17 protein-coding genes are annotated in these 25,868 nt (G+C 57.7%); 4 read left to right on the top strand and 13 right to left on the bottom strand.

Annotated features, from left to right (window positions below):
- Positions 1 to 10: 10 nt before the first annotated feature.
- Positions 11 to 2,053, bottom strand: a complete 2,043-nt coding sequence (locus DBY73_RS16155; protein ID WP_112012087.1) for an AsmA family protein — start codon at positions 2,051 to 2,053, stop codon at positions 11 to 13.
- Positions 2,054 to 2,173: 120 nt separating this feature from the next.
- Positions 2,174 to 2,947 carry a cyclic-guanylate-specific phosphodiesterase gene (gene pdeH / locus DBY73_RS16150; protein ID WP_112012086.1) on the bottom strand — a complete coding sequence of 258 codons (774 nt, stop codon included), beginning with the start codon at positions 2,945 to 2,947 and terminating at the stop codon, positions 2,174 to 2,176.
- Positions 2,948 to 3,180: 233 nt separating this feature from the next.
- Here pdeH and DBY73_RS16145 point away from each other — a divergent pair, with 233 nt between their 5' ends.
- Complete coding sequence (locus tag DBY73_RS16145; RefSeq protein ID WP_112012085.1) at positions 3,181 to 4,110, top strand: sugar kinase; 930 nt, start codon at positions 3,181 to 3,183, stop codon at positions 4,108 to 4,110.
- A 112-nt stretch (positions 4,111 to 4,222) separates the two neighbouring features.
- Here the strand turns inward: DBY73_RS16145 and DBY73_RS16140 are convergent, their stop codons facing one another.
- The 9 genes from DBY73_RS16140 to bcsR all read right to left on the bottom strand — a co-directional run bounded on the left by DBY73_RS16140 (position 4,223) and on the right by bcsR (position 20,099).
- Complete coding sequence (locus DBY73_RS16140; RefSeq protein WP_112012084.1) at positions 4,223 to 5,716, bottom strand: pitrilysin family protein; 1,494 nt, start codon at positions 5,714 to 5,716, stop codon at positions 4,223 to 4,225.
- A gap of 226 nt (positions 5,717 to 5,942) precedes the next feature.
- Entirely contained in the window at positions 5,943 to 7,229 is a 1,287-nt protein-coding gene (locus DBY73_RS16135) for a dicarboxylate/amino acid:cation symporter (protein ID WP_112012083.1), read from the bottom strand.
- Between the two features lie 159 nt (positions 7,230 to 7,388).
- Positions 7,389 to 9,395: a biofilm formation regulator HmsP gene (hmsP, locus tag DBY73_RS16130; protein WP_220092930.1), complete on the bottom strand. Its 2,007-nt coding sequence runs from the start codon at positions 9,393 to 9,395 to the stop codon at positions 7,389 to 7,391.
- 119 nt (positions 9,396 to 9,514) lie between these two features.
- Complete coding sequence (gene bcsC / locus DBY73_RS16125) at positions 9,515 to 12,997, bottom strand: cellulose synthase complex outer membrane protein BcsC (protein ID WP_112012081.1); 3,483 nt, start codon at positions 12,995 to 12,997, stop codon at positions 9,515 to 9,517.
- Positions 12,979 to 14,085 (bottom strand): cellulose synthase complex periplasmic endoglucanase BcsZ, encoded by a 1,107-nt coding sequence (gene bcsZ, locus DBY73_RS16120; RefSeq protein ID WP_112012080.1) that lies wholly within the window; start codon positions 14,083 to 14,085, stop codon positions 12,979 to 12,981. Before bcsZ ends, bcsC begins: the two co-directional genes overlap by 19 nt.
- A gap of 6 nt (positions 14,086 to 14,091) precedes the next feature.
- The gene (bcsB, locus tag DBY73_RS16115; protein ID WP_112012079.1) at positions 14,092 to 16,524 is read right to left on the bottom strand and encodes a cellulose biosynthesis cyclic di-GMP-binding regulatory protein BcsB; all 2,433 of its coding nucleotides are present in this window, start codon (positions 16,522 to 16,524) and stop codon (positions 14,092 to 14,094) included.
- A 10-nt stretch (positions 16,525 to 16,534) separates the two neighbouring features.
- The gene (gene bcsA / locus DBY73_RS16110) at positions 16,535 to 19,150 is read right to left on the bottom strand and encodes a UDP-forming cellulose synthase catalytic subunit (RefSeq protein ID WP_112012078.1); all 2,616 of its coding nucleotides are present in this window, start codon (positions 19,148 to 19,150) and stop codon (positions 16,535 to 16,537) included.
- Positions 19,147 to 19,899, bottom strand: a complete 753-nt coding sequence (gene bcsQ / locus DBY73_RS16105; RefSeq protein ID WP_112012077.1) for a cellulose biosynthesis protein BcsQ — start codon at positions 19,897 to 19,899, stop codon at positions 19,147 to 19,149. Before bcsQ ends, bcsA begins: the two co-directional genes overlap by 4 nt.
- Positions 19,900 to 19,910: 11 nt before the next feature.
- Positions 19,911 to 20,099 (bottom strand): cellulose biosynthesis protein BcsR, encoded by a 189-nt coding sequence (gene bcsR, locus DBY73_RS16100; RefSeq protein ID WP_112012076.1) that lies wholly within the window; start codon positions 20,097 to 20,099, stop codon positions 19,911 to 19,913.
- A 173-nt stretch (positions 20,100 to 20,272) separates the two neighbouring features.
- Between bcsR and bcsE the strand changes: the two genes are divergently transcribed.
- Genes bcsE through bcsG form a run of 3 tightly spaced genes read left to right on the top strand, consistent with a single transcriptional unit; the run spans position 20,273 to position 23,698 of the window.
- Positions 20,273 to 21,835 carry a cellulose biosynthesis c-di-GMP-binding protein BcsE gene (gene bcsE / locus DBY73_RS16095; RefSeq protein WP_112012075.1) on the top strand — a complete coding sequence of 521 codons (1,563 nt, stop codon included), beginning with the start codon at positions 20,273 to 20,275 and terminating at the stop codon, positions 21,833 to 21,835.
- Complete coding sequence (bcsF, locus tag DBY73_RS16090) at positions 21,832 to 22,026, top strand: cellulose biosynthesis protein BcsF (protein ID WP_112012074.1); 195 nt, start codon at positions 21,832 to 21,834, stop codon at positions 22,024 to 22,026. The genes bcsE and bcsF overlap by 4 nt, the downstream gene beginning before the upstream one ends.
- Positions 22,019 to 23,698: a cellulose biosynthesis protein BcsG gene (gene bcsG, locus DBY73_RS16085; protein WP_112012073.1), complete on the top strand. Its 1,680-nt coding sequence runs from the start codon at positions 22,019 to 22,021 to the stop codon at positions 23,696 to 23,698. The genes bcsF and bcsG overlap by 8 nt, the downstream gene beginning before the upstream one ends.
- A gap of 38 nt (positions 23,699 to 23,736) precedes the next feature.
- On the opposite strand, the gene birA is transcribed toward bcsG, so the two are convergent.
- Both birA and murB read right to left on the bottom strand, forming a co-directional pair.
- Entirely contained in the window at positions 23,737 to 24,699 is a 963-nt protein-coding gene (birA, locus tag DBY73_RS16080; RefSeq protein ID WP_112012072.1) for a bifunctional biotin--[acetyl-CoA-carboxylase] ligase/biotin operon repressor BirA, read from the bottom strand.
- Positions 24,696 to 25,724, bottom strand: coding sequence for a UDP-N-acetylmuramate dehydrogenase (murB, locus tag DBY73_RS16075; protein ID WP_112012071.1), 1,029 nt, complete (start codon positions 25,722 to 25,724; stop codon positions 24,696 to 24,698). The genes birA and murB overlap by 4 nt, the downstream gene beginning before the upstream one ends.
- Positions 25,725 to 25,868 lie beyond the last annotated feature (144 nt).

Below are 25,868 nucleotides of genomic sequence, written 5' to 3'. Positions count from 1 at the left end.
CCCCTTCCGCTTAGTGCTTCATCTGCGACAGTATCGTCCGACACTGGTTCGCATCCCCTTCCGACGGTGAAATCAGCGCCAGCAGCGCTGCGGCTGGCGTGACCAGCGTTGCCAGCGCGGCGGCCACCGCGCCGCGCGCGATCAGCGGTCCGGGCTTCACCCCGGCCTGCGGATTTTTAAAGGTGCCGCGCACGTAGAGCGGCGAGCGCAGCGTGATGATGCGAATGCCCTTGCTTTCAGGATCGATCGTCAAATCCAGCTGTTCCGACGCCATGCTGGCCGTCCCGGTGACGTTGATAACGGCATTTTCAGTGTCAAAGGCGAAAATCTGCGGACGCGCGACGCCGTTGACCAGGTTCAGGTTTGCCGCCGCGCAGTTTACCCGCACCTCGTCGTCCCCGAAGATCTGCCCGATAATGAAGTTACCGACGTTAAGCCCCAGAATTTCCATCAGGTTGCGGCTAATGAGGCCATCGTTCATCAGGAGCTTTAGGTTGCCGTTGCCGCTTCCCAGCAGCGCCGCCACGGAGTTGCCGACCCCGCGAATGTCGGCATCGCCGTTCATCTCGCCCAGGGTTTTTTGCATCAGCTCGACGTTCGGCATCAGCTCCTTAAGCTTCAGCCTGCGCGCCTGAATTTCCGCCCGCCCCTGCATCGGCTTTTTGTCGCCTTCAAGATGGATGTTTGACGAGATGGTCCCGCCCGCCAGGCCAAACTTCAGCGGCTGCAGGCGCAGGTCGGCGTTTTTGAGAAGAATATGGGTAGAAAGATTGCTGATGGGCAGCGTGCTGCCGTGCTCGATTTTTCCGCCTTTAAACCGCACATCGGCGTCCATCACGTCCCACTTGTCGGTTTCAAAGCGATCGTAGGGCAGCACTTTGCCCGCGGGCTGAACGTCCTTTTTGACCTCTTTCGACTTGGTGCCTTTGCCGGAATCCACGCCAATCAGCGGGCCCAGGTCGGCCAGGCGCAGCTGGCGCGACTCAACGTCGCCTTCGAGCTTCGGACGCGGTTTCCCGGTGGTGTAGGTGAGCGTGCCGTGAATATCGCTGTCGCCGATGCGCCCGTTAAATCCGCGGTAGTCGAAGACGGAGGATTTTTCGGCGTTGATTTTCGCCACCAGATGCCCGTCCGTTTCAAACGGCGGCGTATCCGGCAGCAGCACGCCCGTCAGGTCGTACAGCTCGCCCAGCGAATCGCCGGCAAACTTCAGCTGGAGATCGACGCCGCCCATGTTCATCGGGTCGTTAACCGTTCCCACAAACGCCACGCGGGTGTTTCCGGAGCGGAAATCCGCCTGCACCGGGAACGGCGTGCCCTCGCTGCGTAAGGCCAGCATGCCGCCAATTTTACCGGTACCGGTGAGCGGCTGGCCGTTGTAGTGCCCTTTCGCCGTCAGGCCAAAGACGTAATCGCCTGCTTTCGCGTTGTCCCCCTTGGCTTTATTGCCCGTTACCTCGCTGAACGGCAGCGGCTTGCCCAGCGGATCGACCAGGATCTGCACGTCGGCCTTGCTGACCTTGTCGTCAATGGCGATCCGCCCGCGATCGAACAGGATATTGTCGAGACGGAACGACCAGGATGACGGCTGCGCGTTAGGATCTTTTTCGTCGCTGCTGGCGAGATTGAACGTCCAGTTGTTGTTTTTCTCTGACAGCCGGATCAGGCGCGCGTCGGGCTGCTTAAGCTTGATCCACGGGAGGTACACCGTTTTGGTCAGCAGCGCGAGCGGCGCCAGCGTGGCTTCCACGCGCGGCAGGTGGACCATAGTCACTTCAGGAATATCGGGCGGGTTGCCGAGAATAATATCGTCGGCGTGGACGTGCGGCCACGGAACCCAGCTTCGCCAGCCGGTCTCCTCTTTCTGGCGCTCCCATACTACGCCCAGATCGCCTCGGATGGCGAAGGGCCGGTTAAGCTCGGTCGAGACTTTATGGTTGATGGTCGGCTTGAGGCGGTTCCAGTCAAACGTGGCAATGATGATGATAGCGACCACGATCAACAACAAGAAAATCCCTATAACCCAGGTGGCAATCCTGGCCGTTTTTGTCATTGTTTCCCCCTTTCCTGATGACGTGCTTCCATGAATATAGTTCATGGCGCGGGGATACGGGGATGCTGCGTCCGGGAATAGCGCGTAACGGCAACGCACCATTATGGGAAACAGCTTTACTTACAATGAGATAATCACATTATCCAGCGTGTCCATCGGCACCGGGCGGGAGAGAAAATAGCCCTGCGCGGCAGCGGCCGGTGAATTTTGCACGTCTCGCCACTCTTCCAGCGTTTCAACGCCTTCGACAATGACGCCCTGACAATAACGGTTCATCAGCTGCAGCAGCAGGGTGAACAGATTTCGGCCTTCGGAGGTCTGGCGCAGCATAATGAACAGGTCGCGCGCCACTTTAATGTAGTCGTAGCGAACCTCGCTGAGCGCAGAGAAGTTCGCCATCCCGGTCCCGAAGTCATCCAGCCAGAGCGGGCCAAACTCGCACATCGACGCAAACGAGGAGTCCTGCGGCAGGCGAATGTGCTCAACCAGCTCAAAGCGCATCCACGGCAGGGTCGCGATCAGCGCCTGCAGCTTCGCATTCTGGCGCAGCGCCATCAGCGTTGGGCCATCCACGTTCACCGATGCCAGAATGCCGTGCTGTTCAAAGAAGGCGCGGCGGGAGTACAGCATGTTCAGCTGCTCCTCCAGCACGTCGATACGCTGGCGCACAGCCACTTCCGCAAAATAGCGGTCCGGCGCGATACGCAGCGAGGGATTGGACGGGTGCGTCACGATCGTTAAGATCTCAATCGCCATCAGCTGGCCGGTGGTGCGGTAGATCGGTTGATAGGTGTACGCGCGTTCACATTGCAGCCAGTAGCGATGCTCCTGCAAGTTCTCAATACTTGCCTCAGGCGTAATGTTCAGCCGGTGGATAACCTGCTCTGACTTCATTTCAGATGTCCTGTTGTATGGGGGAATAGCCTTTCTGGACTCGTCACAGGATTATCGGCGCGGCAATTGAGAACTTTATGTTCAGTTCGCCGGGAAAATGAAATTAAGATGACAGAAATTAGCAGGAACGCGTGCTGGCTCAAATAAAATATTGGAACGACGTTTTAATATAGTTGACCGCGTTATTCACTCAACGCACACTACCGTTAATGTCTCTGTTCAGGTTTCCAACTATGTCCAAAAAAATTGCCGTGATTGGCGAATGCATGATTGAGCTGTCCCAAAAAGGCGCGGATGTCAGCCGCGGTTTTGGGGGCGATACGTTAAATACATCCGTTTATATTGCCCGTCAGGTGGCGCCCGAGGCCCTGAGCGTAAGCTATGTGACGGCGCTGGGAACGGACAGCTTTAGCCAGCAGATGCTGGAGGCCTGGCAGAGTGAAAACGTACAAACCGGGCTGATCCAGCGCATGGAAAACCGCCTGCCGGGGCTTTACTACATCGAAACCGACAGCACCGGGGAGCGCACCTTTTACTACTGGCGCAACGAGGCCGCGGCCAGGTTCTGGCTGGAAAGCGATGCGGCACCGGCAATCTGCGAAAAGCTGGCGACGTTTGATTATCTCTACCTGAGCGGCATCAGCCTGGCGATTTTGAGCCCGGAAAGCCGCGAAAAGCTGTTTTCGCTGCTGCGCGAGTGCCGCGCCAACGGCGGCAAAGTCATCTTCGATAATAACTACCGCCCGCGCCTGTGGGCCAGCCGCGAAGAGACGCAGCGGGTGTACCAGCAGATGCTGGAATGCACCGATATTGCATTCCTCACGCTGGACGACGAAGACGCGCTGTGGGATGAAAAGCCGGTTGATGAGGTTATCGCCCGCACGCAGGCCGCTGGCGTGGGTGAGATTGTGATTAAGCGCGGGGCGGACGCGTGCCTTATCGCGATACCAGGCGAAGCGACCGTTGAGGTTCCGGCGGTGGCATTAGCGAAAGAGAAGGTGATCGATACCACGGCGGCGGGCGATTCGTTCAGCGCGGGCTATCTGGCAGTACGCCTGACGGGAGGCTCGCCGGAAGCGGCGGCGAAGCGTGGCCATCTCACGGCCAGCACGGTGATCCAGTATCGCGGAGCGATTATTCCGCGTGAGGCGATGCCTGGTTAACAACGGCGCGGGCTGATGCCCCCTCACCCTAACACTCTCCCCAAAGGGGAGAGGGAACGATAACACCCTCGCCCCTTTGGGAAGAGGGCCGGGGTGAGGGGCGTTGTGTCTCTTACTGCCCCTGCGGGATATCCGTTGCGTCCGGGTGCAAATCATCGGCCGCCGCGGCCTGAGCAGGCTGTGAGTCTGGCTCCATGATCGTTTTCCAGGTCGCCTGAAGTTCCTTCATGTCATACTCCGGCTCGCCTTTCGGCTGCAGCAGCACCAGCGTCATGTCCTGAGACAGCTGCTGGCGCAGATCCTGATTAAGCATGTCCACGGTCAGGCCGCTCAGGAAGTCCTGACGCAGCTTCTGATACTGTTCCGGCGCGATATCCACCACCTGATTTTGCAGCGAGCGAATGCGCTGGCTGATCAGGATGTCGGTATCTGCACGCGCGTAGGTCGCAAACAGTTTTTGCAGCTCAAGCTGCTTTTGCGCCACCAGCGCGTTGAACTCCTCTTCCGGAAGCCCCTCTTTACGCACTTTCGCCAGCTCTTTCGCCACCACGCCCAGGTTCGCGTTCAGCTTATCGCCGGGCGATTCAACGTTGATCGCACACTGCGCGCGCTGGAAGAGCACCCGGCAGTCGAAGCCAAGAGCAATATCCTTCACGTTATTCTTACTGAGCGTCTGCTGAACGTGCCAGAACAGCGCTTCACGCGCCAGGTCTGCGCGCCAGTAGCGGAGCAATGCGGCCGACTCACGAATCGGCTGCCATGCGGTATCCCACATCATGGACAGGCGATCCTGACGCACGGTATCCGTCATAATGCTGACCGGATCAACGCGCAGCGGAGACAGCGTAGGAACCGGCGCCGGGGTTTCCCGTTTGCCTTTGAGATCGCCAAAGGCTTTGTTGATCTGCTCTACCACCGCGCGGCTATCGACGTTACCCACGATAATCAGGGTCATCGCGTCCGGCGTATACCATTTTTGATAGAAGGACTTCACCTGCTCGACGTCCACAGGCTGCTTCAGCGGCTCGGCCGGGTCGTGGCCCAGCAGCGCAGAGCCCTTCAGGCGATAGCGCCACCAGCCTTCTTTGGTGTCCGTAGGCCAGGTCGCCACCATGTCGCCGTTGCTCAGCGCATAGTTTACGGACTCTGGGGTAATGGAGAGCTTGCCCGTGGCGTCTGAAAGGTAGGTGAGCGCTTCTTTCAGCAGGTCGTTGCGGTTGTTCGGCAGGCTAAGGTTAAACATGGTGTAGTCATAGGAGACCACGGCAGGCGGGAGCGGGCGTTTTGGGTCGATGGCCTGTTGCCATAGCGAACGCACCTGAACCGCTTGCAAACTGCCGCTCTGCGTGAGCGCCAGCCGGGGAATAAAATGGCTTAAGCCCGTCTGCTGGGTGCTCTCCGTCAGGGAGCCGGTATTCACAGACAGACGAATTTCGATACGGTCGCTGGGGCGTTGCGGTGTGGTGAGAACTTGCCACTGAAAGCCGTTTGCCAGAGTCCCTTGTTGCCACGCCGGGTCCGGCTGGAGCGCATCTGCCTGCACATAACTGGCTGCTGCCATCATCAGCAAACCGCCGGTTAAGAGTCGAATTTTTGTGCCCTGCATGTGAACCCCTGATCAACATTCCTGGTTAAAAAAGAGTGTCTCGCGACGTGAGCACTCTAAAAGATGACGATGAAAACACGTCGATTAGACCGCGTGTTCTGCAAAACGTCACGGCTCGAAGTGAAATATACCCAAAAAAAATCTTGTCGAATTATGACAGGTATGAGCGGTTATTATGCGCAGGAGCCCACATTCCGACAAGGGAATGCGGGCAATTGACGAGATATCAGGAGGATAATTCGGTTTTTTGGCTCTCAGGCGTGCGATTATTCAGCGTATCGTCGAGTTTTTTGTGGTCCAACTCTTTGACCCACTTCGCCACGACGACCGTCGCCACGCCGTTACCTACCAGGTTGGTAAGCGCACGCGCTTCGGACATAAAGCGGTCAATACCGAGAATCAACGCCAGTCCCGCTACCGGCAGGTGGCCGACCGCAGAGATGGTTGCCGCCAGCACGATAAACCCGCTTCCGGTAACGCCTGCTGCCCCTTTAGACGAAAGCAGGAGCACCACCAGCAGGGTGATCTGGTGGAAGATATCCATATGGCTGTTGGTCGCCTGAGCGATAAACACCGCCGCCATCGTCAGGTATATCGAGGTGCCGTCGAGGTTGAACGAGTAGCCCGTCGGGATCACCAGCCCCACCACCGACTTGCGGCAGCCCAGCTTCTCCATCTTATCGAGCATGCGCGGCAGCGCAGATTCAGATGACGACGTCCCCAGAACAATCAGCAGCTCTTCGCGGATGTAGCGGATGAACTTGAAGATGTTGAAGCCCGCGGCGCGCGCGATGGACCCCAGCACGACCACGACGAAGAGAATACAGGTGATGTAGAAGCAGATAATCAGCTGCCCCAGCTGCACCAGCGTACCCACGCCGTATTTACCGATGGTAAACGCCATTGCGCCGAATGCGCCAATCGGGGCCAGACGCATGATCATGTTGATGATGCCGAAGATGACCTGCGAGAAGCTTTCGATAACGTTAAAGATGATTTGGCCTTTGCTGCCCAGACGGTGCAGGGCAAAGCCAAACAGCACCGCAAACAGCAGCACCTGCAGGATGTTGCCGCTGGCGAACGCGCCGATAACGCTGCTTGGGATAACGTCCAGCAGGAAGGCCACAACGCCCTGATCTTTTGCCTGCTCGGCGTAGATCGCCACCGCTTTTGCATCCAGCGTCGCCGGGTCAACGTTCATTCCCGCGCCAGGCTGCACCACGTTAACAATAATCAGGCCGATAATCAGGGCGATGGTGCTGACCACCTCGAAATAGAGAAGCGCCACCGCGCCGGTACGCCCCACCGCCTTCATGCTTTCCATGCCCGCGATGCCGGTCACCACCGTACAGAAAATTACCGGCGCGATGATCATTTTGATGAGCTTAACGAACGCGTCGCCAAGCGGTTTCATTTGTGCGCCCAGTTCAGGGTAGTAGTGGCCAAGCAAAATACCGATTGCGATGGCCGTCAGGACCTGAAAGTAAAGGCTTTTGAAGAGTGAGGTTTTCATAGGGTGTCCTTGGGAAGAAAAACCACAGGCTTTATAAGGTTATGGTTAACCTGCGGCTCTAAAATAACACCCACATAACAGGACAGAAATAAACTTGGTTCAAATTTGAAACACAAATGTTAAGAAGTTTGAGCTGGCTCGCACAAGCCAGCAACAAAATTACACTGTTGCGCGATGGCTGTCGGCAGAAAGGTAGCGCTGTTCGAAGATCTCCGGCGGAACGGCGCGGGCAAACAGGAAGCCCTGGCCGCTCTCCACGCCCGCTTCGGCCAGCCACTGGCGCTGGGCGTCCGTTTCGATGCCCTCAGCAATCAGGTGCAGCTTGAGGCTGTGCGCCATCTGGATAATGGCCTGCACCATGCTGCTGTCGTCCGGCAGTCCGTCAACGAAGGTTTTATCGATTTTCAGAACGTCAACCGGCAGCGTTTTCATGTGCTGAAGCTGACGTAATCCGGCGTAGCCCATCCCAAAATCATCCAGCGCGATGCGAATACCCGCGTTGCGCAGCGGTTTGAGGATGGCGACGGCCTCGTTCGGGTCGTCAATCCGACGGCTTTCCGTCACTTCCAGAATCAGCGTATCGGGCTGGATGCGGTAGCGATGGATCAGCTCAAGCACCTCCGGCACCATGTTCGGGTGCAGCAGCTGCAGCGCGGAGAGGTTTACCGACAGCGGAAGCGCAACGCCCCGCTCCTGCCACGCGGCAAGCTGGCGGCAGGCTTCTTCAAGCACCCAGTACCCCACGGTCACCATCAGGCCGCAGGACTCTATGCGTTCGATCAGCCCCTCCGGGAGCTCCCACGTGCCGTCCGGCTGCTGAACGCGCAGCAGCGCTTCGGCACTTTTCACCTCGCCGGTTTGCAAATTCACCTGCGGCTGCAGCCAAAGCGCAAACCGGCGGTTGTCCAGCGCGGTCAAAATGTCGCTCTCTTCGGTAAGACGCTGCTGCGCCTTTTCCATCTGTTCGGGGTCGAAGAACTGGATCTGATTTTTACCTTTACGCCGCGCGGTGAGGGCCGCCGAGAAGGCGCGCCGATAGAGCTGCTCTGCCGTCAGGTCACCATAAAACATCGCAATTCCGATGCTGGCGCTCGGGCGCAGCTGAATGCCCTGCACGGGCAAGCGCTCATTGATGACAGTGAGCACTTGCTGACCTAGCGTCACCGCGTGCCAGGGCTCTTTCACGCCGTGGGCGATAATCACGAAGTCATATCCGCTAACCTGGGTCAGCACCATGCGCGGTGCCAGAACCGATTTCAGCTTTTCCACCAGCGTAAGAAGCAGGATCTCGCGCTGGTTTTCCTGCAGCACGCCCGCGGTGTCCTGCAGCGTTTCGCAGGCCACGGCCAGCAGCGCGGTCGTCTGCTGGCGGGCGACGGTCTGCTCCAGCAGCGCCATTAAAAACGTTTTGTTGGGCAGCTCGGACACCGGGAAACGGGTCGCGCTGCTGTTCAGCTCGTCCTGCTGGCGCTGGATACGCTGCTGGTTGAGGTTATAGCTGCGTATCAGCATGCCGATTTCATCGTCATGATGCAGGCGCGGCAGGGCAAGCTGATGTCCAACCTGATCCTGCGCGGAGAGCGTGTTTAGCTCCCGGGCAATGCGGCGCAGCGGGTGAACAACCAGACGATTAATACACCACGTCAGCCCTACGCTGAGGATCAGGGTTAAAAGTAAGCAAGTAGTCACTAACGTTGTAACCCAGCTCATCACGAACTTATACATGCGGTATGAATCGGCCTGCATCACCAGATAGGCCAACGGCTGGGGGTTTGAGGGACGCTCAAGAGAATAAATCGGCAGGGAGATCTGCACCGGCAGCTCAAACATCCGCATTATCATCATCGGAACCGGCCGCTCGGGGATAAAGCTCATTCTCAACGCCTGAAACTGGTTAGGCAGCACCACATCGGCACGGCTCACGATGCCGGCGGGCTGGATGCGCTTTAGGATGGTTTCTGCTTCGGGGATATCCCCCTTCAGAATCGAGGCCGAGAGAGGCTCCCGCACCGAGCGGGCAATACTTTCCAGTTGCGAAGCCGTGTTATAGCGATTCTGCTGGACGGAATGAAACAGCAAAATTACGCAGAAGAGGGATACAAACAGCATGGTGACGGCAGAGACCATCGCCATCTGTTTGATAGTTAAAGAACGGCTGACACGCAAAATGACTCTCCACAAAGCTCGAAGCGCAAGGCGCACCAGGGGGTAAACCTGGTGCGACTGAGTATACCCGATTGCCGTACGTTAAAGAGAGACTTACAAATCGATTAAGGTAAATCTGATTACCAGTCCGCGTACGGTATGAGCGGCTCTGGCGGTAAATCCATATCGCCCTGCCAGCCCGCGGCAGAATAACGGACATACAGCAGCGCGTGGCTTGGGGTGTAGTCTTTGGCTTGCTGGATATCAACGCCCGCCCCGACAAACCAGTTCGACGTCACGCGGCGTTCGATAATCGCCCGAGCGGTATAGCCGGTCCCGGACGAGCTGCTGCCGGTTTCCATCGCGCCTCTGTCGGTATAGCGGCCCGGCTCATCGGTGGGGATCAGCCCCTGAACAGGGTAGCGCATTACATCTTTCGTTTTGGAATGCGACCAGGAGGCCGAGCCGCCCAGCTCCCAGGACCAGTTTTCGGTACGCTTACGCCAGGTCACCGGCAGCGCAAAGGAGACGTACTCCTGCGGGCTGTAATATCCGCCCTGGCCGAGCGTATAGGCGCTCAGATCTTTGTCGTAATGCCACAGCATATTCGAGACGCCGACCGTCAGGCGTTCGTTGTTTTTGTTGATCACTTTATAGTAGTAACCGGTCATCCAGCGCACGCGCCAGTTATCTTCCACATTTTTCCCGGTCAGACTGTCCGCGTTAAGGCTTGACCAAATACCGTTCGCTTCGCCCTTGTCGTAGCTTACGCTCACGCCGCCGCCCGTCGCGCGGACGCCGCCCCAGGTCGTACCCGTGTTAGTGTCTTTCTGTCCGGCAAACGCCAGCAGGGAGCTGGAAATGGGACGACGATGCGCGTTCACGGTGTATCCAACGGGGCCGAGATCGCCGCTATAGCTAACGCCGCCCACGACGTCCACCACGTCAAAGCCCATCGGCGTGGTGCCGATGTCCCACGACCAGGTTTTATTCTGCCAGCCCACCGCCACGCTGGCGCCGTTGGCCGTCTGGCTGGTGTTGCCGCTACACGGCGTTTCCGCACAGGTACCCCATTTCGGATCGTAGGTCCCGTTAGTGGTCGCAAAAGAACCGGCGTCCATGTTCACCAGGTCGCTGCGGAAAAACATGCGGCCATCGGACATCGGCGCGTCCACCTGCAGCATCGTGGTGTGCGCCTTCAGGTCTGAATAACCGCCCGTACCGCTGGAGCCCCAGAAGTCGTGCTGCAGCGTCACGTTAAGGTCCTGCTGACGGTATAAATCCCCGGCATCGCTGCGCACGCCGCGCTTCAGCCAGTCGTCTTTTTCGTCGTTGCGCGTCAGGCGGGTAAAGCTGTCGTTATCCGCCGGGCGCGTCGTCGTAATGCCGGACGACACCATCGCGTCTTTATACGTCTCAAGCGCCTGCTGCGGCTGGCCGTTTTGCGTCAGGAAGCGGGCCGCGTCGCGCAGCACCAGCGCGTTCTCCATGGACGGCGGCTGCGATTTTGCCTGAGGGATCAGCTTGCTGAAGAGGGTTTCTGCGGCAGCGGAATCGCCGAGACCCGCCTGCGCCATCGCGATGCGGCGCTGCATGTTAAGCGATACGGGCTCTCCGCCTTCTGCGGCAGGCAGCTTCGCCAGCTCGGCGCGCGCCGCGTCTTTGTTGCCCTGAGCAATGTAGACTTCAGTCAGCCCCAACAGCGCGTCTTCGTTTTGCGGCTCGCGCTGCAGCACGGTGCTATAGGCGGTTTTCGCCGCGTTGTGATCGCCACGCTGTTCCGCCCAGTCGGCCAGGGTTAAATCAATGCGGGTGGACGTCGGCTGCTGGCGAAGCAGGCTTTCGGCCTCCTGCTCTTTACCGCTGTCGCGCAGGCGGTTCGCCGTCTCCAGCACCTGGTTGCTTTGCAGGCGGTCCGCCAGCTCCTGAATATTGCCATTCCACTGGCCGCGCGGGAGCGTATCCAGATGCGCCAGCGCGGCACGGTCCCGATCGCTGCCGGAAAGGTAGAGCCCGTAGGCATAAACCTGCTCCGGATCGGCCGGTTTTTGGCTGGCGAGCTGGCGCATAAGATTATCGGCCTGCCCAGGCTGGCCCGCGCTGTAGAGATCGCGCGACAGACGATAGGTTATCCACACGTCGCCGGGCGAAAGCGCCAGACGTCGACGCTGGATTTCTGCCGCCTGGGCGTATTTCCCCTGGTTTTCCAGCTGCTCCGCCTGCGCCGCCAGCTGCTCGTTGGTCAGGCTGCGTTCAATATCATCAATGCTGCGACGCTGGCTGGCCGAAAGCGACTGAATGAACTGCGAAGCTTTTTCCGGCGACTGGGCGCGATAAACGTTAGCCAGCCCGCGCACGGCGTTGCTGTTGCCGCTGTCCATGCGCAGCGCCTGACGGTAGTAACGCTCCGCCGCCTCGTTATCCTTGCGCGCCGCCGCCGCATCTCCCAGGCCTAATACGGCGTAGCTGTCGGTGTTATCAACGCTGCGCGCCTGCTGGTAGTAGCGCTCCGCCTGCGCGGTGTTGTTGGCTTTTAGCGCGGCGTCACCCTGCTGGATCAGCAGCCAGTAGCGGTTGACCTTGAGCAGGCTGTCCCATTTGCCCCGGTTGTCACTCTGAGGATCGAGGGCAATGGCCTTCTCAAACTGGGCTACCGCGCGGGCGCGATCGCCTTTCTGGGAATAGGCTTGCCCCAGCGCGCCCACGGCCTCGCTGTCGGCATGATTTGCACTTACCGCTTTTTGCAGTTCCGCCACCGCTTTACCCGCCTGCCCGGCATCAACCGCGGCCAAGCCCTCCGCTTTCGCGCGGAACGTCGGATCGGCAAGCTGCTTTTGCTGTTCCGCAAGCTGCGCGCGCGCGGCGGTGACGTTATCGCCGTCGCTAAAAACGCTGAGATATTTTTGCAGCGCGTTCACGCTGGCGCTGCTGGCCGGCAAGTCTTTAACCTGCTGATACCACATGTCGGACGCCTGGCTGCGGCCGTTGTTAGACCTGGCCATCTCCTGGAGCACCGCAAACCCTTCGTCGCGTCGACCGGCCTGGAACAGCAGCTGGGCCAGCGTCGCCTGCAGCTGCGCGTTTCCTGGGCTGCTGGCGTTGATTTTTTTCATCTGGTCAATGGCCGAATTACGGCGCGCGGGCGCTTTGGCCACCGCGCTCCAGTATTCCGTTGCCAGATCGCCGCTCGGCGGGTTTCCGGAGAACAGTTTGTCGTAAGCGGCAATCGCTTCCTGGGTATGCCCGGTGGTGGCGAGCAGTCGGGCCTGCTGTAGCGCCTGACGACCGTCGGGCGTGGAGAGCAGCATCGTAGTGCGCGACGACTGATACGCGCTGGAGTTCGGCGCAATGCCCTTCAGGCGATCGAGTTCTTTCTGCGCGCCCGAGCTATCGCCCTGTCGTAGCAGATAGCGTAAACGTGCGGCAATGACGTCCGGATTGTTTGGGTCGATCAGTTCAAGCCGATAGAGAGACTGGCGCACCAGATCTTCGCGCTGCGTCGACTCGCCCAGACGAACCTGCTCCAGCAGCTGTTTCTGCTGCGGAGAATTGGCCGCGTGGGCCATCGGCATTAGGGCCAGGCCGAGCGATAAACTGAGTAGACTTACTGTGAACTTGCGCATTCCTGGCCCCAATCCGGTATTAATTCACCCTTAGTGGTGAAGCGAAAACGATGCTGATCCCAGCCTTGCCCAAAGAGCGTCAGTACATAGCTGAAGTAGGCATTTTTATCGGGAAAATGATCGGTGACGCGCTGACGCTGTACCGCCTGCGCGTCTCTGTCTTGTAAAAAAGGAAGCAGCGAGGCGGAAAAACCGACCGGGCCGTTGCCCGTCGTTTTTCCAGTCGCCACGTCAACGACTTCCGGCGGCAAGCCGTTACGATCGGTCAGCGCCGCCATCGGCTTGAAGCGCGCCAGAAGCCGCGCTTTTTGCGGATCTTTTTCATTCATCATGCCGACCCAGAGATAGACACGAATTGCGTCATAGCTGCCCACCAGCGACGCATCCTGCTTCAGCTGCCAGCCTTTACCTTTCACGTAGCGCACCCAGTTCGGAGAGAACCCCTTCGGTGCGGTTTCCAGCAGCAGGCGCAGGTTGGTTTCACGCAGCGTGCTCCATGGCGCGCCGTAGCGGGTGAAATAGTTGGCTAGCTGCGGCGGGAGATAGCTGGGGTTGAAGCGCCACGCATTCTCTTCGGCGAACCCCACCCTGCCCGGCAGCAGCATCGATCCCAGCCCGGGCACTTTCACCACCTCTTCACTCGCGATGCGGCTCAGCAGGGCTTTACCCACGCGGGTATAGTCCGGGTTTTTCCACAGGCGCCCGGCTTCCAGCAGCGACCAGGCGATCCAGATGTCGGCATCAGATGCGGAGTTAGTGTCGATCACCGCCCAGCTCTGTTTATCCTTCTGTCCCCAAAGCCAGGCGGGGAGATGTTGCGCTAAATCGCCCTCGGCAAGGTTATCGCGCGTCCACGCCAAAACCTCATCAAACGCTTTGCGATCGTTGGCGACAAGGGCAAAGAACAGCGCGTAGCTTTGCCCTTCAGACGTGGTGATTTTGCGCGAGTCGCTTGGGTCAATAACCCGCCCGTCCTGGCTGATGTAGTCCTGTTTAAATTGATCCCATGCAGGCCAGGTGCAGGCGGCGCGGAGATTCCCCGCCGCCAGCATCAACGCCGCCAATACGCACCAGCGAAAAACGTTCATCACGGCTTACTCACGATTCGGATTGAGGCGACGACGGCTGATAATGCGCAGCAGGCGCCACAGCACCCATGCCAGCAGAACCACGCTTATCGCGGCCAGCACGGCCAGCAGCACCGGATGGTTAGACAGCGCGTACCACAGACGCTCAAACCACGGCAGATGGCCCACGTAGTAGATATCGCCCACGCGCAGGCTGTTAACGCCGGACTCGCGGATCACGGAGACGGAGCCGAACATCGCCGCGCGCTTACCGCTGTCATTCATCGCATTGTTGAGCAGCTCATAGCCACGCGGGCTGTCTGCCAGCAGCGCAACTACGCTGCGCTGGTCGTTATACGGCGACTGGAAGCCCACAATCGCGGCCATCGGCGCTTTCGACGTTACGGTCGTTTGCGCGCTGGCCTGGCGGTCGTTTTTGTCCGGCATAATGCTCGGGAACTCGGTCTGGCGCAGCGGCGTGTTAACCCAGGACTGGGCGGCCTGCACCAGCAGATCGATTCGCTTGTCATCCTTCAGCGCGTCCGGGATCGTGCCGATCACCATCAGATCCGCGTCTTTGTTCTGGATCTGGCTGCCGTCATCGGTCAACGTCACGTTGATCGCCGGTAAACCTGTCTGCGCACCCACGATGCCCATCGTATCCAGCAGTGTTGTCAGCTGAGATTCGTTAGGCGTTTTTGGCATGACGACGATGGACTGGGACAGATCGGCCATGCGGCTGAACGGGAAGCTTGCGTTGGCAAACGCCCGCAGATCCGGCATGGCGATGAAGTGATAATACTTCGAGAAGTCAATGGTTGAATCATCGCCAATGACCACGCGGTTCTGCACAGGCTGGAAGGTGATGCAGTTATCAATTGAGCCGCCAGGCATCGGGTTCATGTACTGGAAGTCAAAGCGCAGCTGGTTAATCGCCCCCAGCTTTAGCGCCGGAATAGAGACATCGGTTTTACCGTCCAGCAGCCCTTGCAGCACAGGCAGGCGCAGCATGAGCCTGTTGGTTTCCTGATTGCTGGCCAGGCTGAACGATTGCAGGAACTGGTTGTTCAGGCTGATATCCATGCGCGAGCTGTCTTTGGTGACCGGCGCGGTGTAGCGATAGTTCAGATTGATGTCGATCCCGTTGGTGCGCAGCAGATAGAGATCCGGCGGCAGATTAAGCGACAGGCTGACCGGCGCAGGCTCAAGCCCCGTCGACTGGAGCTGTTCTTCATAGGTTTTCAGCTCGCCAAAGGTGATCGCGCGGTCGGTACGCACCCAGTTTGGCGCGTCGTAAGGCTTGCGCGCCAGCAGCGGCTTAACGTCATCAACCACGACGCTGTTGCCGCGGAAAAGTACGTTGCCCTGGGCAATGCCTTTGGCCGCCTGAACGAGATCTTTATCATCACGCCCGAAGACCACCAGCAGCTTCACGTACGGGTTATCCGGGTGGCTCATCATTTCCACGGTCGGCGCGGTCACGTTCGGATGGTCGCGCAGGAAGGCCGGGCGTTTGTCGTTGGTGGCGAACACGATGGCGTTACGATCGGGCAGCTTATCAAACAGCACCGGGAAGGTTTGCCCGCGCCAGGCGGCGCGAGAACCAAACCACGAGGTCACGATTGTCGCCGCCAGCTGCTGGGTGATATCCGGTGAACCGGCAAATACCACCGGCAGGTTCAGCTGACGGTTGTCGCGCGGGTCAAAAAACGGCACCGGGAATGCGGAGAGATCGTTTTTCAACGCCAGCGACTGGTACGTCATCTGTAACGACGAGTTGCGCCCCACGTCCATCCACAGCGTGGTGCTGGCCGGGTTTTCGCAAACGTCGCGGTAGTGGCCAACAAATTCAAGGCGAACGCGGTTGAAGTCGGTGATGAACAACGGATTGATCGGCACCTGCGCCAGCGTTTTTTTACCCAGCTGCTCCTTAGTGACCGGCAGCACGTCCATCAGCTCGTCGTTCAGGTAGACCTTGAGCTGGGACTGCACGGGCAGCAACGATGGAGAAGGCGTGTATTCCAGGTTCAGAACGGCCTGCGAGACGACTTCGTCACTGCGCATGCCAAACTCGACGCCGCCGTTAGGGTTGACGCCGCGAAGCACCATGCTTCCCGGAGGCGGCGCAATCTGCGCGAAGGTGAGCTTCACGTCACGCGATGGCGCATTTTCGACGGCAACCGGCGCATTGGCGCCCTGCACGCCGGGCATCACCTGCCCGACAATCTGCGTTCCGTTCTGCTCGGCGGGCAGCGTGTTGCCCTCTACCGGCTGGTTGGGCACAACGTTCTCCGTTTGACCGGACGCTGCCGTGATGACCGGATCGGTCGCTTGTGCGACCACAGGTACCGTTGGCGCAGGCGTCGCGGCTGCATTATCAGGCGCGGCGTTCGCCATTGTTGCGGGAAGCGCACTCATCCCCATTGCCACTGCACATAACCAGGAAAGTTTTGTTTTCATCGCGTTATCATCATTGTTGAGCCATAACCGGGTCCGCCTGCTTCACCGCTTCCCGCTCGGGCCGACGAGGAATAAACGACACGACCCAGGAAACCAGCGAAGTAAGAGACCGGAAAATTAATTTCACCGACGACGGGGCAAATTCTGCAAGGTGACGATAGCCACGGAACCCCAGCTTCAGAATATCCAGCAGGCTTTCCAGAGGTTTATCTTCCGGGAAGCTGTCCTGCCAAAGCGCCCACGTATCCGCACGGGCGAACGTACACTGCACGAAATCGATGTGTTGCTTTTTGGTCAGCGGCATCAGCTGCAGACCCACTTCATTGCCCAGCACGCGCACGACCTGCGTCGGGAAAACATATTCCTGCTGACCGCGCTTGAGCAGTAGATTCACTTTCTGCCCTTCAAGCACCTTCCCCTGACCGTTGATTTTGATCCCCAGGCCGCCGTCGGAGAAGTCGTGAACGGTGCAGGAGAAGAGATGACCATCTTCTCGGGCAATCGCCGCTGGCATGCAGATTTCAACGCGATGCGCGCGGCGAACCTGCTTGCTTTCTACCGACACAGCCACCGCGCCGCCGAGGATAATCAGGTTGTAGAAGACCCACGCCATACTGACGAACACGGTCAGGACCTCGTTTTCCGGGCCATAGAAGTAGCGCCAGATGCCGACGATCACCCCCACGATATTGAGCAGCACGAGGAAGATATACGGGCGGGAAATCACCCAGTCGACGTATTCTTCCTCCACCAGCCCGCCTTTCGCGGTGACGTTAAACTTGCCTTTGTGCGGGTTGATCAGCGCGACCATCGTTGGCGGGGCGATATACCAGGCCAGCACGGTTTCGTAAATTTCACTCCAGAACGAATGGCGATATTTGCCCTGAATCTTCGAGTTCGTCAGGCTGGCGTGGATCATGTGCGGCAGCACGAACAGGGCGATCATCAGCGCGGGCGCGTAGATGATGTAAGCGTGAAGAAGCAGGAACGCCAGCGGCGCGGTCAGGAAGATTAACCGTGGAATGCCGGACAAGAAGTGGAACATGGCGTTGACGTAGCACAGGCGCTGCGCCAGCTTCAGCCCTTTGCCCATCAGCGGGTTATCCAGGCGGAAGATTTGCACCATGCCGCGCGCCCAGCGAATGCGCTGGCCAATGTGCGCGGAGAGTGATTCCGTTGCCAGGCCCGCCGCCTGCGGAATACGCATATAGGCGGAGGTATAGCCAAGACGGTGCAAGCGCAGCGAGGTGTGGGCATCTTCGGTCACGGTTTCAACGGCGATACCGCCAATTTCATCCAGCGGTTTGCGGCGAATCACCGCGCAGGAGCCGCAGAAGAACGTGGCGTCCCACATGTCGTTTCCGTCCTGCACCAGGCCATAGAACAGCGTGCCTTCGTTTGGCGTTTTGCGAAAACGCCCCAGGTTACGCTCGAACGGGTCCGGCGAGAAGAAGTGGTGCGGCGTCTGCATCATCGCCAGCTCTTTCTCTTTCAGGAACCAGCCCATCGTCATCTGCAGGAATGAGCGCGTTGGCACGTGGTCACAGTCGAAAATGGAGACAAACTCGCCGGTGGCATATTTCAGCGCGTTGTTGATGTTACCGGCCTTCGCGTGCTCATGCGTGGTGCGGGCAATGTACTCAACCCCCACATCCTGCGCAAACTGGCGGAACTCCGCGCGGCCACCGTCGTCAAGGATCCAGATTTTGAGCTTATCTTTTGGCCAGTCGATGCCGAGCGCCGCGTAAATCGTATTTTTCACGACGCTCAGATCTTCGTTATAGGTTGGCACGAAGAGATCGACTGAAGGCCACTGGGCGGTATCTTTTGGCAACGGCACGGGCTGACGATTCAGCGGCCAGATAACCTGGAAATAGCCCAGTACCAGCACAATCCACGCGTAAGTTTCCGCAAACAGCAGGACCAGACCGCACACCAGGCTGACCGGATCGTTCCAGTTCAGCGTCGAGGTGTAGCGCCACCAGATGTAGCGACAGGAGACGGTGAGCGACAGCACAATCAGCATCAGCGCGGAGAAGCGCCCCGGAATACGCCGCACCAGCAGCGCGACGCCCCACAGCAGGATCAGGAAGGTGAACTGCGCCAGCGGGTTGAAGGGCTGCGTAACGCAGACCAGCGCCAGGATAAGCGAGAACACCACAATCACGCCGAGAATAAAACGCCGCAAGCCCGGGTGCAGGTGCCCGAGCTCTTTGTGATCGTCCAGATGGCTGGTCCTGTCGCCCACGCGTTCGGGCAGGCTGTCCAGCCACTGATGGTAGCGTTCACGTAGGTTTTGCAGGCGGTCAACGCTGCGCCAGCGCGGTTTCTTCTCTTCGGTTCGCGGCGAGGTTGCCGCCAGCCAGACGGCCTGAATAAAGTAGCGCGCGGGATCTAACGGCCTCGGCCTGTCCGGATTGATGTGCGGGTAAAGCTCGCTGTGCCGTGCCCGAATGCGCTGCCAGCGAGGGTGTTCGAGCGGAATGAACGTCCAGGCCAAAATCATCCAGAAACAGCCGAGCGCGGCCCCGACTGCCGATGCGCCGTGTCGACGATAGTGCCGATAGCGCTCGCTTAAGCGCGCGCTGACTGGAGGAATAAGCAGCCAGGTAGACAAGCGGCTCATACCGCGCTCCCGGCAGACTCCCGGTACCCTGCGTAATGCAGAAGACACCAGTTCGCCAGCGTCAGGATCTCCTCTGCCGCGAGGGAATCGCTACGGTATTCGCCAACAGGCTGTTTAGAAGCGAGACATTCCGCCATCGCCTCATCACGATGGATAACGATTGGCAGCAGGCGACGCTGGCTTTGCAGCCAGACCTGGTAGAGATCGTCCTGAATTTGGCTGCCGATACGTAAATCATTAATCAGAATTTGGGCGTTGTCGGGCAACGCCTGCTGGTGAAGGCGGATATGGCAGTTCGCATCCACGTTCACAATAGAGAGCACACGATCGCATTGCGCCATGAGCTGACGCGTCAGCGATGCCGCGCCGTGCGGCAAATCCAGCAAAATCCATTTGTAGTGGCCCTGCGCCTTCAGGCTTTGCAGCGCGGTCACAAACTGGGAAAACAGGCGCTGATACGCCGCTTCATTTCCACGTTCCGTTTCAGTCAGCTGACCGAAAGGCAGTAAATCGAGCTGAGAGGTGTAGCGCATACCCGCATCACGCCAGTCTTTGTCATCAAGCAGCGCGCGCGCCCAGCCCTCTGTGCGGGTAAAATCGACGTTAAAAGACATACGCAACAAATTATCGGAGCTGGCATCAATAACCAGCACCGATTCACCTAATAGCTGTAATGACCACGCCAGCGCCGCAGTAACGGATGTGGTTCCCACTCCGCCACGCACGCCCTGTAATCCAAGTATGGCCATCAATGGCTCCCTTATTGTTGTTGGGCAAATTCAGCTAATAGCGGCCAGCGTTTAAGCGCTGCCGCCAACTGTTCCCGCTGGGAAATATCGGTGTAGTCTATTTCGGGTAACGAAAAGGCCTTCGTCAGCGCCAGGAAGTCATTTTGGAATGTGTACCCCAGGCTGGAATCGACTGGCGTTACGGGCTCATTATTATGCATTCTTATTCTATCCCTTCGAGTAACTTTGCATGTTTAGGTCTATCCGGGCATCCTGCCCTCGAATTTCGATTTACATGCTAAATCTGATGTTCTTTAATTTCAATGTTAGGTTTATTTCTGGGCTTTCGCTAGTAAACTGAGATACAGATAAATTAGATGAAATGAGGGACACCGTGGGCTCCATATTTTCTATTGGCATTCAGCCATTATGGGATGAATTGCGCCACATGCCGGTTGGAGGAGTCTGGTGGATTAATACAGACCGGGACGAGGAAGCTGTCCGCCTGGTAAACCAGACCATCGCCGCGCAGGATAAACTCTCCCGCGTTGCCGTCATTACAATGGGTGATGATCCCAATAAGATAGTTTCGCTTGAAAGTGAACAAGGTCCACAAACTGTACGGTTATTTACCATGCCGTCGGATGCAGATAATCTTTCCTTTTTGCCGCGCGATATAGATTGCTCCATTGATCCGGATCACTATTTATTGATTCTTAAATGCGCTAATAACGCATTGCAGAATATATCTTCTGAGAAACTACTCAATTACCTTGAAAGTTTCCATAAGTGGGCCAGGAATCGAAAGTGCACGGTTTTGGTCGTCAATCCGGGCAGCAATAATGACAAGTTATTCTCGCTTCTGATGGCTGAATACCGTTCTCTTTATGGCCTGGCAAGCCTTCACTATCAGAGCGACAGCTATCTTTACGATATTGCGTTTTGGTGCAACGAAAAGGGCGTGAGCGCGCGGCAACAGCTGACGCTGACCTCTGAGTCCGGCGAATGGCATCTTGCTCAGCAGGAGGAAACCGTTGTTCAGCCGCGCAGCGATGAAAAACGTATTCTTAGCCACATTGCCGTGTTGGAAGGTGCGCCCGCGCTTTCTGAGAATTGGTCATTGTTCGACAACAACGAAGCCTTATTTAATGAAGCCCGTACGACGCAAGCCGCGACCATCGTTTTCGCCTTAGCCCAGAACAACCAAATCGAAACGCTGGCGAGACAAATTCATACGCTGCGCCGCCAGCGTGGCAGCGCATTAAAAATCGTGGTGCGAGAAAGCAGCACCAGCCTGCGGGCTACTGACGAACGGCTGCTGCTGGGATGCGGCGCCAATATGGTTGTGCCCTGGAACGCCCCGCTATCGCGCTGCCTGACGCTTATCGAAAGCATTCAGGGCCAGCAGTTTAGCCGCCACGTACCGGAAGATATTTCCACGCTGCTCTCCATGACCCAGCCGATGAAGCTCCGTGGATACCAGAAATGGGACACCTTCTGCGATGCGGTCAGCAATATGATGAACAACACGCTGCTGCCGGCCGACGGTAAAGGCGTGATGGTCGCCCTGCGTCCCGTTCCCGGGATTCGCGTTGAGCAGGCGCTAACGCTGTGCCGCCCAAACCGTACCGGCGATATTATGACGATTGGCGACAACCGTCTGGTGCTGTTCCTGTCCTTCTGCCGGGTTAACGATCTCGATACGGCACTCAACCATATTTTCCCGCTGCCGACCGGAGATATTTTTTCTAACCGCATGATTTGGTTTGAAGATAACCTGATCGGTGCGGAAGTCACGCAAATGCGTTCTCTTACCCCCGAGCAGTGGGCGAAACCCCTTCCAATAACGAGCGATGCCAAGCCTGTTCTCAACGCCAGGCATGATGGACACATCTGGCGTCGGGTTCCGGAACCGCTTCGTTTATTATCTGAAAATCAAGAGGGTGCCTCATCATGAACATCAGCGATATCATTCAGCTGGTCATCCTTTGTGCACTAATTTTTTTCCCGCTTGGCTACTATGCGCGCCATTCGCTTCGCCGTCTTCGCGATACAGCCAGAATGTTATTTGTAAAACCTCGCTACGTTAAACCAGCCGGAACACTGACACGAGCTCCGCAAGTCAAGGCAACCCGAAAACATGACTAACTCTTCCTATACCACGTCGGCTCCCTCACCGCTGTGGCAATACTGGCGCGGCCTTTCCGGCTGGAATTTTTACTTCCTGGTGAAGTTTGGGCTGCTGTGGGCGGGCTATCTTAACTTCCATCCGCTGGCTAACCTGGTGTTTATGGCATTCCTGCTGATGCCCATTCCCAGCCTCAGGCTCCACCGCATCCGCCACTGGGTTGCCATTCCAATCGGGTTTGCGCTGTTCTGGCATGATACCTGGCTGCCCGGCCCGGATAGCATCATGAGCCAGGGATCGCAGGTTGCCGGCTTTAGCGCTGACTACATCCTTGATTTAACCCAGCGCTTCATTAACTGGCAGATGATCGGCGCGGTCTTCGTGCTGCTGGTTGCCTGGCTTTTCCTCGCCCAGTGGGTGCGCGTCACCGTGTTTGTGGTGGCTATTCTGGTCTGGCTGAACGTGCTTACGCTGGCAGGCCCAAGCTTCTCTCTGTGGCCAGCCGGTCAGCCAACAACGACCGTTACGACGACGGGCGGCTCTGCTGCGGCGACGGTTGCTACTGCAGGCGATACGCCTGTGGTGGGCGATATCCCGGCACAAACGGCACCGCCGACGTCGGCAAACCTGAACAACTGGCTCTCAAGCTTCTATGCCGCTGAAGACAAGCGTCAGACCAAATTCCCGGATGCACTTCCTGCGGACGCACAGCCGTTTGAACTGCTGGTGATTAACATTTGCTCCCTGTCCTGGGCGGACGTGGAGGCTGCCGGGCTGATGTCGCATCCACTCTGGTCGCATTTTGATATTCAGTTTAAAGATTTTAACTCTGCGACCTCCTACAGCGGCCCGGCGGCCATCCGCCTGCTGCGAGCGAGCTGTGGACAGCAATCGCATAAAAACCTCTATCAGCCGGCGGGTAATCAGTGCTACCTGTTCGATAACCTGGCGAAACTGGGCTTCACGCAGCACCTGATGCTGGGCCACAACGGTCAGTTCGGTAACTTCCTGAAGGAAGTGCGCGAAGAAGGCGGTATGCAGGCTGCGCTGATGGACCAGACCGGTTTACCTGTGCCTCTGCTGGGCTTCGACGGTTCGCCGGTTTACGATGATACCGCCGTGCTGCAGCGCTGGTTAGATACCACCGGAAAGGACGATAACCCGCGTAGCGCAACGTTCTATAACACACTGCCGCTGCATGACGGTAACCACTTCCCTGGCGTGAGCAAAACCGCCGATTACAAGGTCCGCGCCCAGAAGTTCTTCGATGAGCTTGATGCATTCTTTACCGAGCTGGAAAAATCAGGCCGTAAGGTCATGGTGGTGGTTGTGCCGGAACATGGTGCTGCGCTGAAAGGCGACAGAATGCAGGTGTCTGGCCTGCGCGATATCCCAAGCCCTTCGATCACCAACGTTCCTGCCGGCATTAAGTTCTTCGGTATGAAAGCCCCGCATCAGGGCGCGCCGATTGAGATTACGCAGCCAAGCAGCTATCTGGCGATTTCAGAGCTGGTAGCACGTGCGGTAGATGGGAAGCTTTTCGTAGAAGACAGCGTGAACTGGGATCAGCTCACCAGTAACCTGCCGCAGACTGCAGAGGTGTCCGAAAACGCTAATGCGGTGGTGATTCAGTACCAGAATAAACCTTACGTTCGCCTGAACGGCGGGGACTGGGTGCCGTATCCGCAGTGAATTTAAATCAGTAAAAAGGGAGCCAGTGGCTCCCTTTTTTATTCCGCGCTTCGTAGTGAAATCTCACCGCCAACCCAGGGCTTTATCACCCCATCCTGCTCAAGCAGCAGGGCCCCCTGCGCATCAATGCCGCGAGACGTGCCGTAGACCTCTTTTTCGCCAATCAGCAGCTTCACCGGCCGGTTAATAAAGTTATCCAGCTTTTCCCAGCGTGAAAGGAAAGGTGCCAGCCCCTCTTGCTCAAAGAGGGTGAGCGCCGTACGGAGATCTTTGATCAGCCGCACCGCGAGGGTGTTACGATCTATTTTCACCCCGGCCTCCTGCAGGTTCGTCCAGGCCTGATTGACCACCTCGCTCTGCACGTTGCGCATCACCATATTCAGGCCGGCACCAATTACGATCTGCGCAGCATCACCGGTTTTTCCCGTCAGTTCTACCAGGATGCCCGCCAGCTTGCGATCCTTCAGATAGAGATCGTTGGGCCATTTAACCCGTACGTCTTTGGCTCCCAGATCCTGCAGCACTTCCGCCATGATGATACCAATCACCAGGCTCAGCCCAACAGCCGCGGCCGGGCCCTGCTCAAGACGCCAGAACATGGAAAGATAGAGGTTAGCACCGAACGGTGAGAACCACCTGCGCCCGCGGCGGCCGCGTCCGGCCTGCTGATATTCAGCAACGCAAGCGTCACCTGATTCTAGCTCGGCGAGACGATCGAGAAGATACTGGTTGGTTGAATCGATGACGGGCAATACCGCAACCTTTCCCTGAACAACCTGACTGCGGATCAGCGCTTCATTCAGCAGTTGAATGGGCTCCGGCAGGCTGTATCCTTTTCCAGGGACCGTAAAAACATCGACGCCCCAGTCTCTAAGCGTTTGAATATGCTTATTGATCGCAGCGCGGCTCATACCTAACCGCTCGCCCAGCTGCTCACCTGAATGAAACTCGCCGTCTGCAAGAATGCCGATCAGCGTCAGGGGTATTGTATTGTCCTTCACGTAATGGTCTCCACGGCGTTTACTTCACCCTTACAGCCAATGAAGCGTACTTCTGGCTCTAGCCAGACGTTAAATTTTTCGCCAACGCGCTGACGGACATAATGGGCCAGCTGGACGACATCCTGGCTGGTCGCATCGTGTTGATTTATCAGTACCAACGCCTGCTGACGGTGAACGGCAGCCCCTCCGACCGCAGTGCCTTTTAAGTCGCACCGATCGATAAGCCATCCCGCAGCCAGCTTCACGCTGCCATCTGCCTGAGGATAATGCGGAGCCGACGGCCAGCCAGCAAGAAATGCTTTTGCATCTTCGCCGCTGATAACCGGGTTTTTGAAGAAACTCCCGGCATTTCCGTTCACTTTCGGATCGGGGAGCTTCGTCATTCGCATATGGCAAACCGAGTCAAACACTTCACTAGGGGTGACCGTTGCCGGATCGAGACGGGCTAAATCGCCGTAGGTCAGGACCGGGTTCCATTGTTTCGCCAGGCGCAGGCCAACGGCCACAATGACGTAGCGATCCTGATATTCGTGTTTGAAAATACTGTCACGATAGCCAAAACGGCACTGCTCAGCGGTTAAGCGCTGGGCGCTTCCCGTTGCTAACTCAATGCAGTCAACGTATTCGCAGACGTGCTTCAGTTCGATGCCATAGGCACCGATATTTTGAATCGGAGACGATCCCGCGCAGCCAGGAATGAGGGCGAGGTTTTCCAGCCCTGGCATGCCTTTTTCCAGGGTGAACTGCACTAGACGGTGCCAGTTCTCCCCGGCCCCAACGTGCAAGTGCCAGCTGTCTGCCCGCTCTTCAACAGCAATTCCCATGATGCGATTGACGATTACCGTGCCCGCAAAATCATCGAGAAACAAGACATTACTTCCCTCGCCGAGGATCAGGACAGGTTCATCTTTTTCTGCTGCGCTTTGCCAGGCATCCAGCAATTGCTGAGCGCTATCGGCACGTACAATCTGATTAGCATTCTGTTGAATGCCAAAGGTATTCCAGGGCTTAAGGGAATGATTCATAGACGCTATCCTGATGCAAAAACCGGGATAGTTTACCGTATATACGGATGAATAGGTGATCAGTTTCTGGAAAGCAGGAAGGGGCAAAAACGCAAAAAGGCCATCCTTCCGGATGGCCTCTTCACTTGTTTGATGCCTGGCAGT

Origin of the sequence: Enterobacter sp. RIT418, assembly GCF_003057745.1 — a bacterium.
Classification (GTDB): Bacteria; Pseudomonadota; Gammaproteobacteria; order Enterobacterales; family Enterobacteriaceae; genus Enterobacter.
This window is presented reverse-complemented; position numbering and strand designations above follow the sequence as displayed.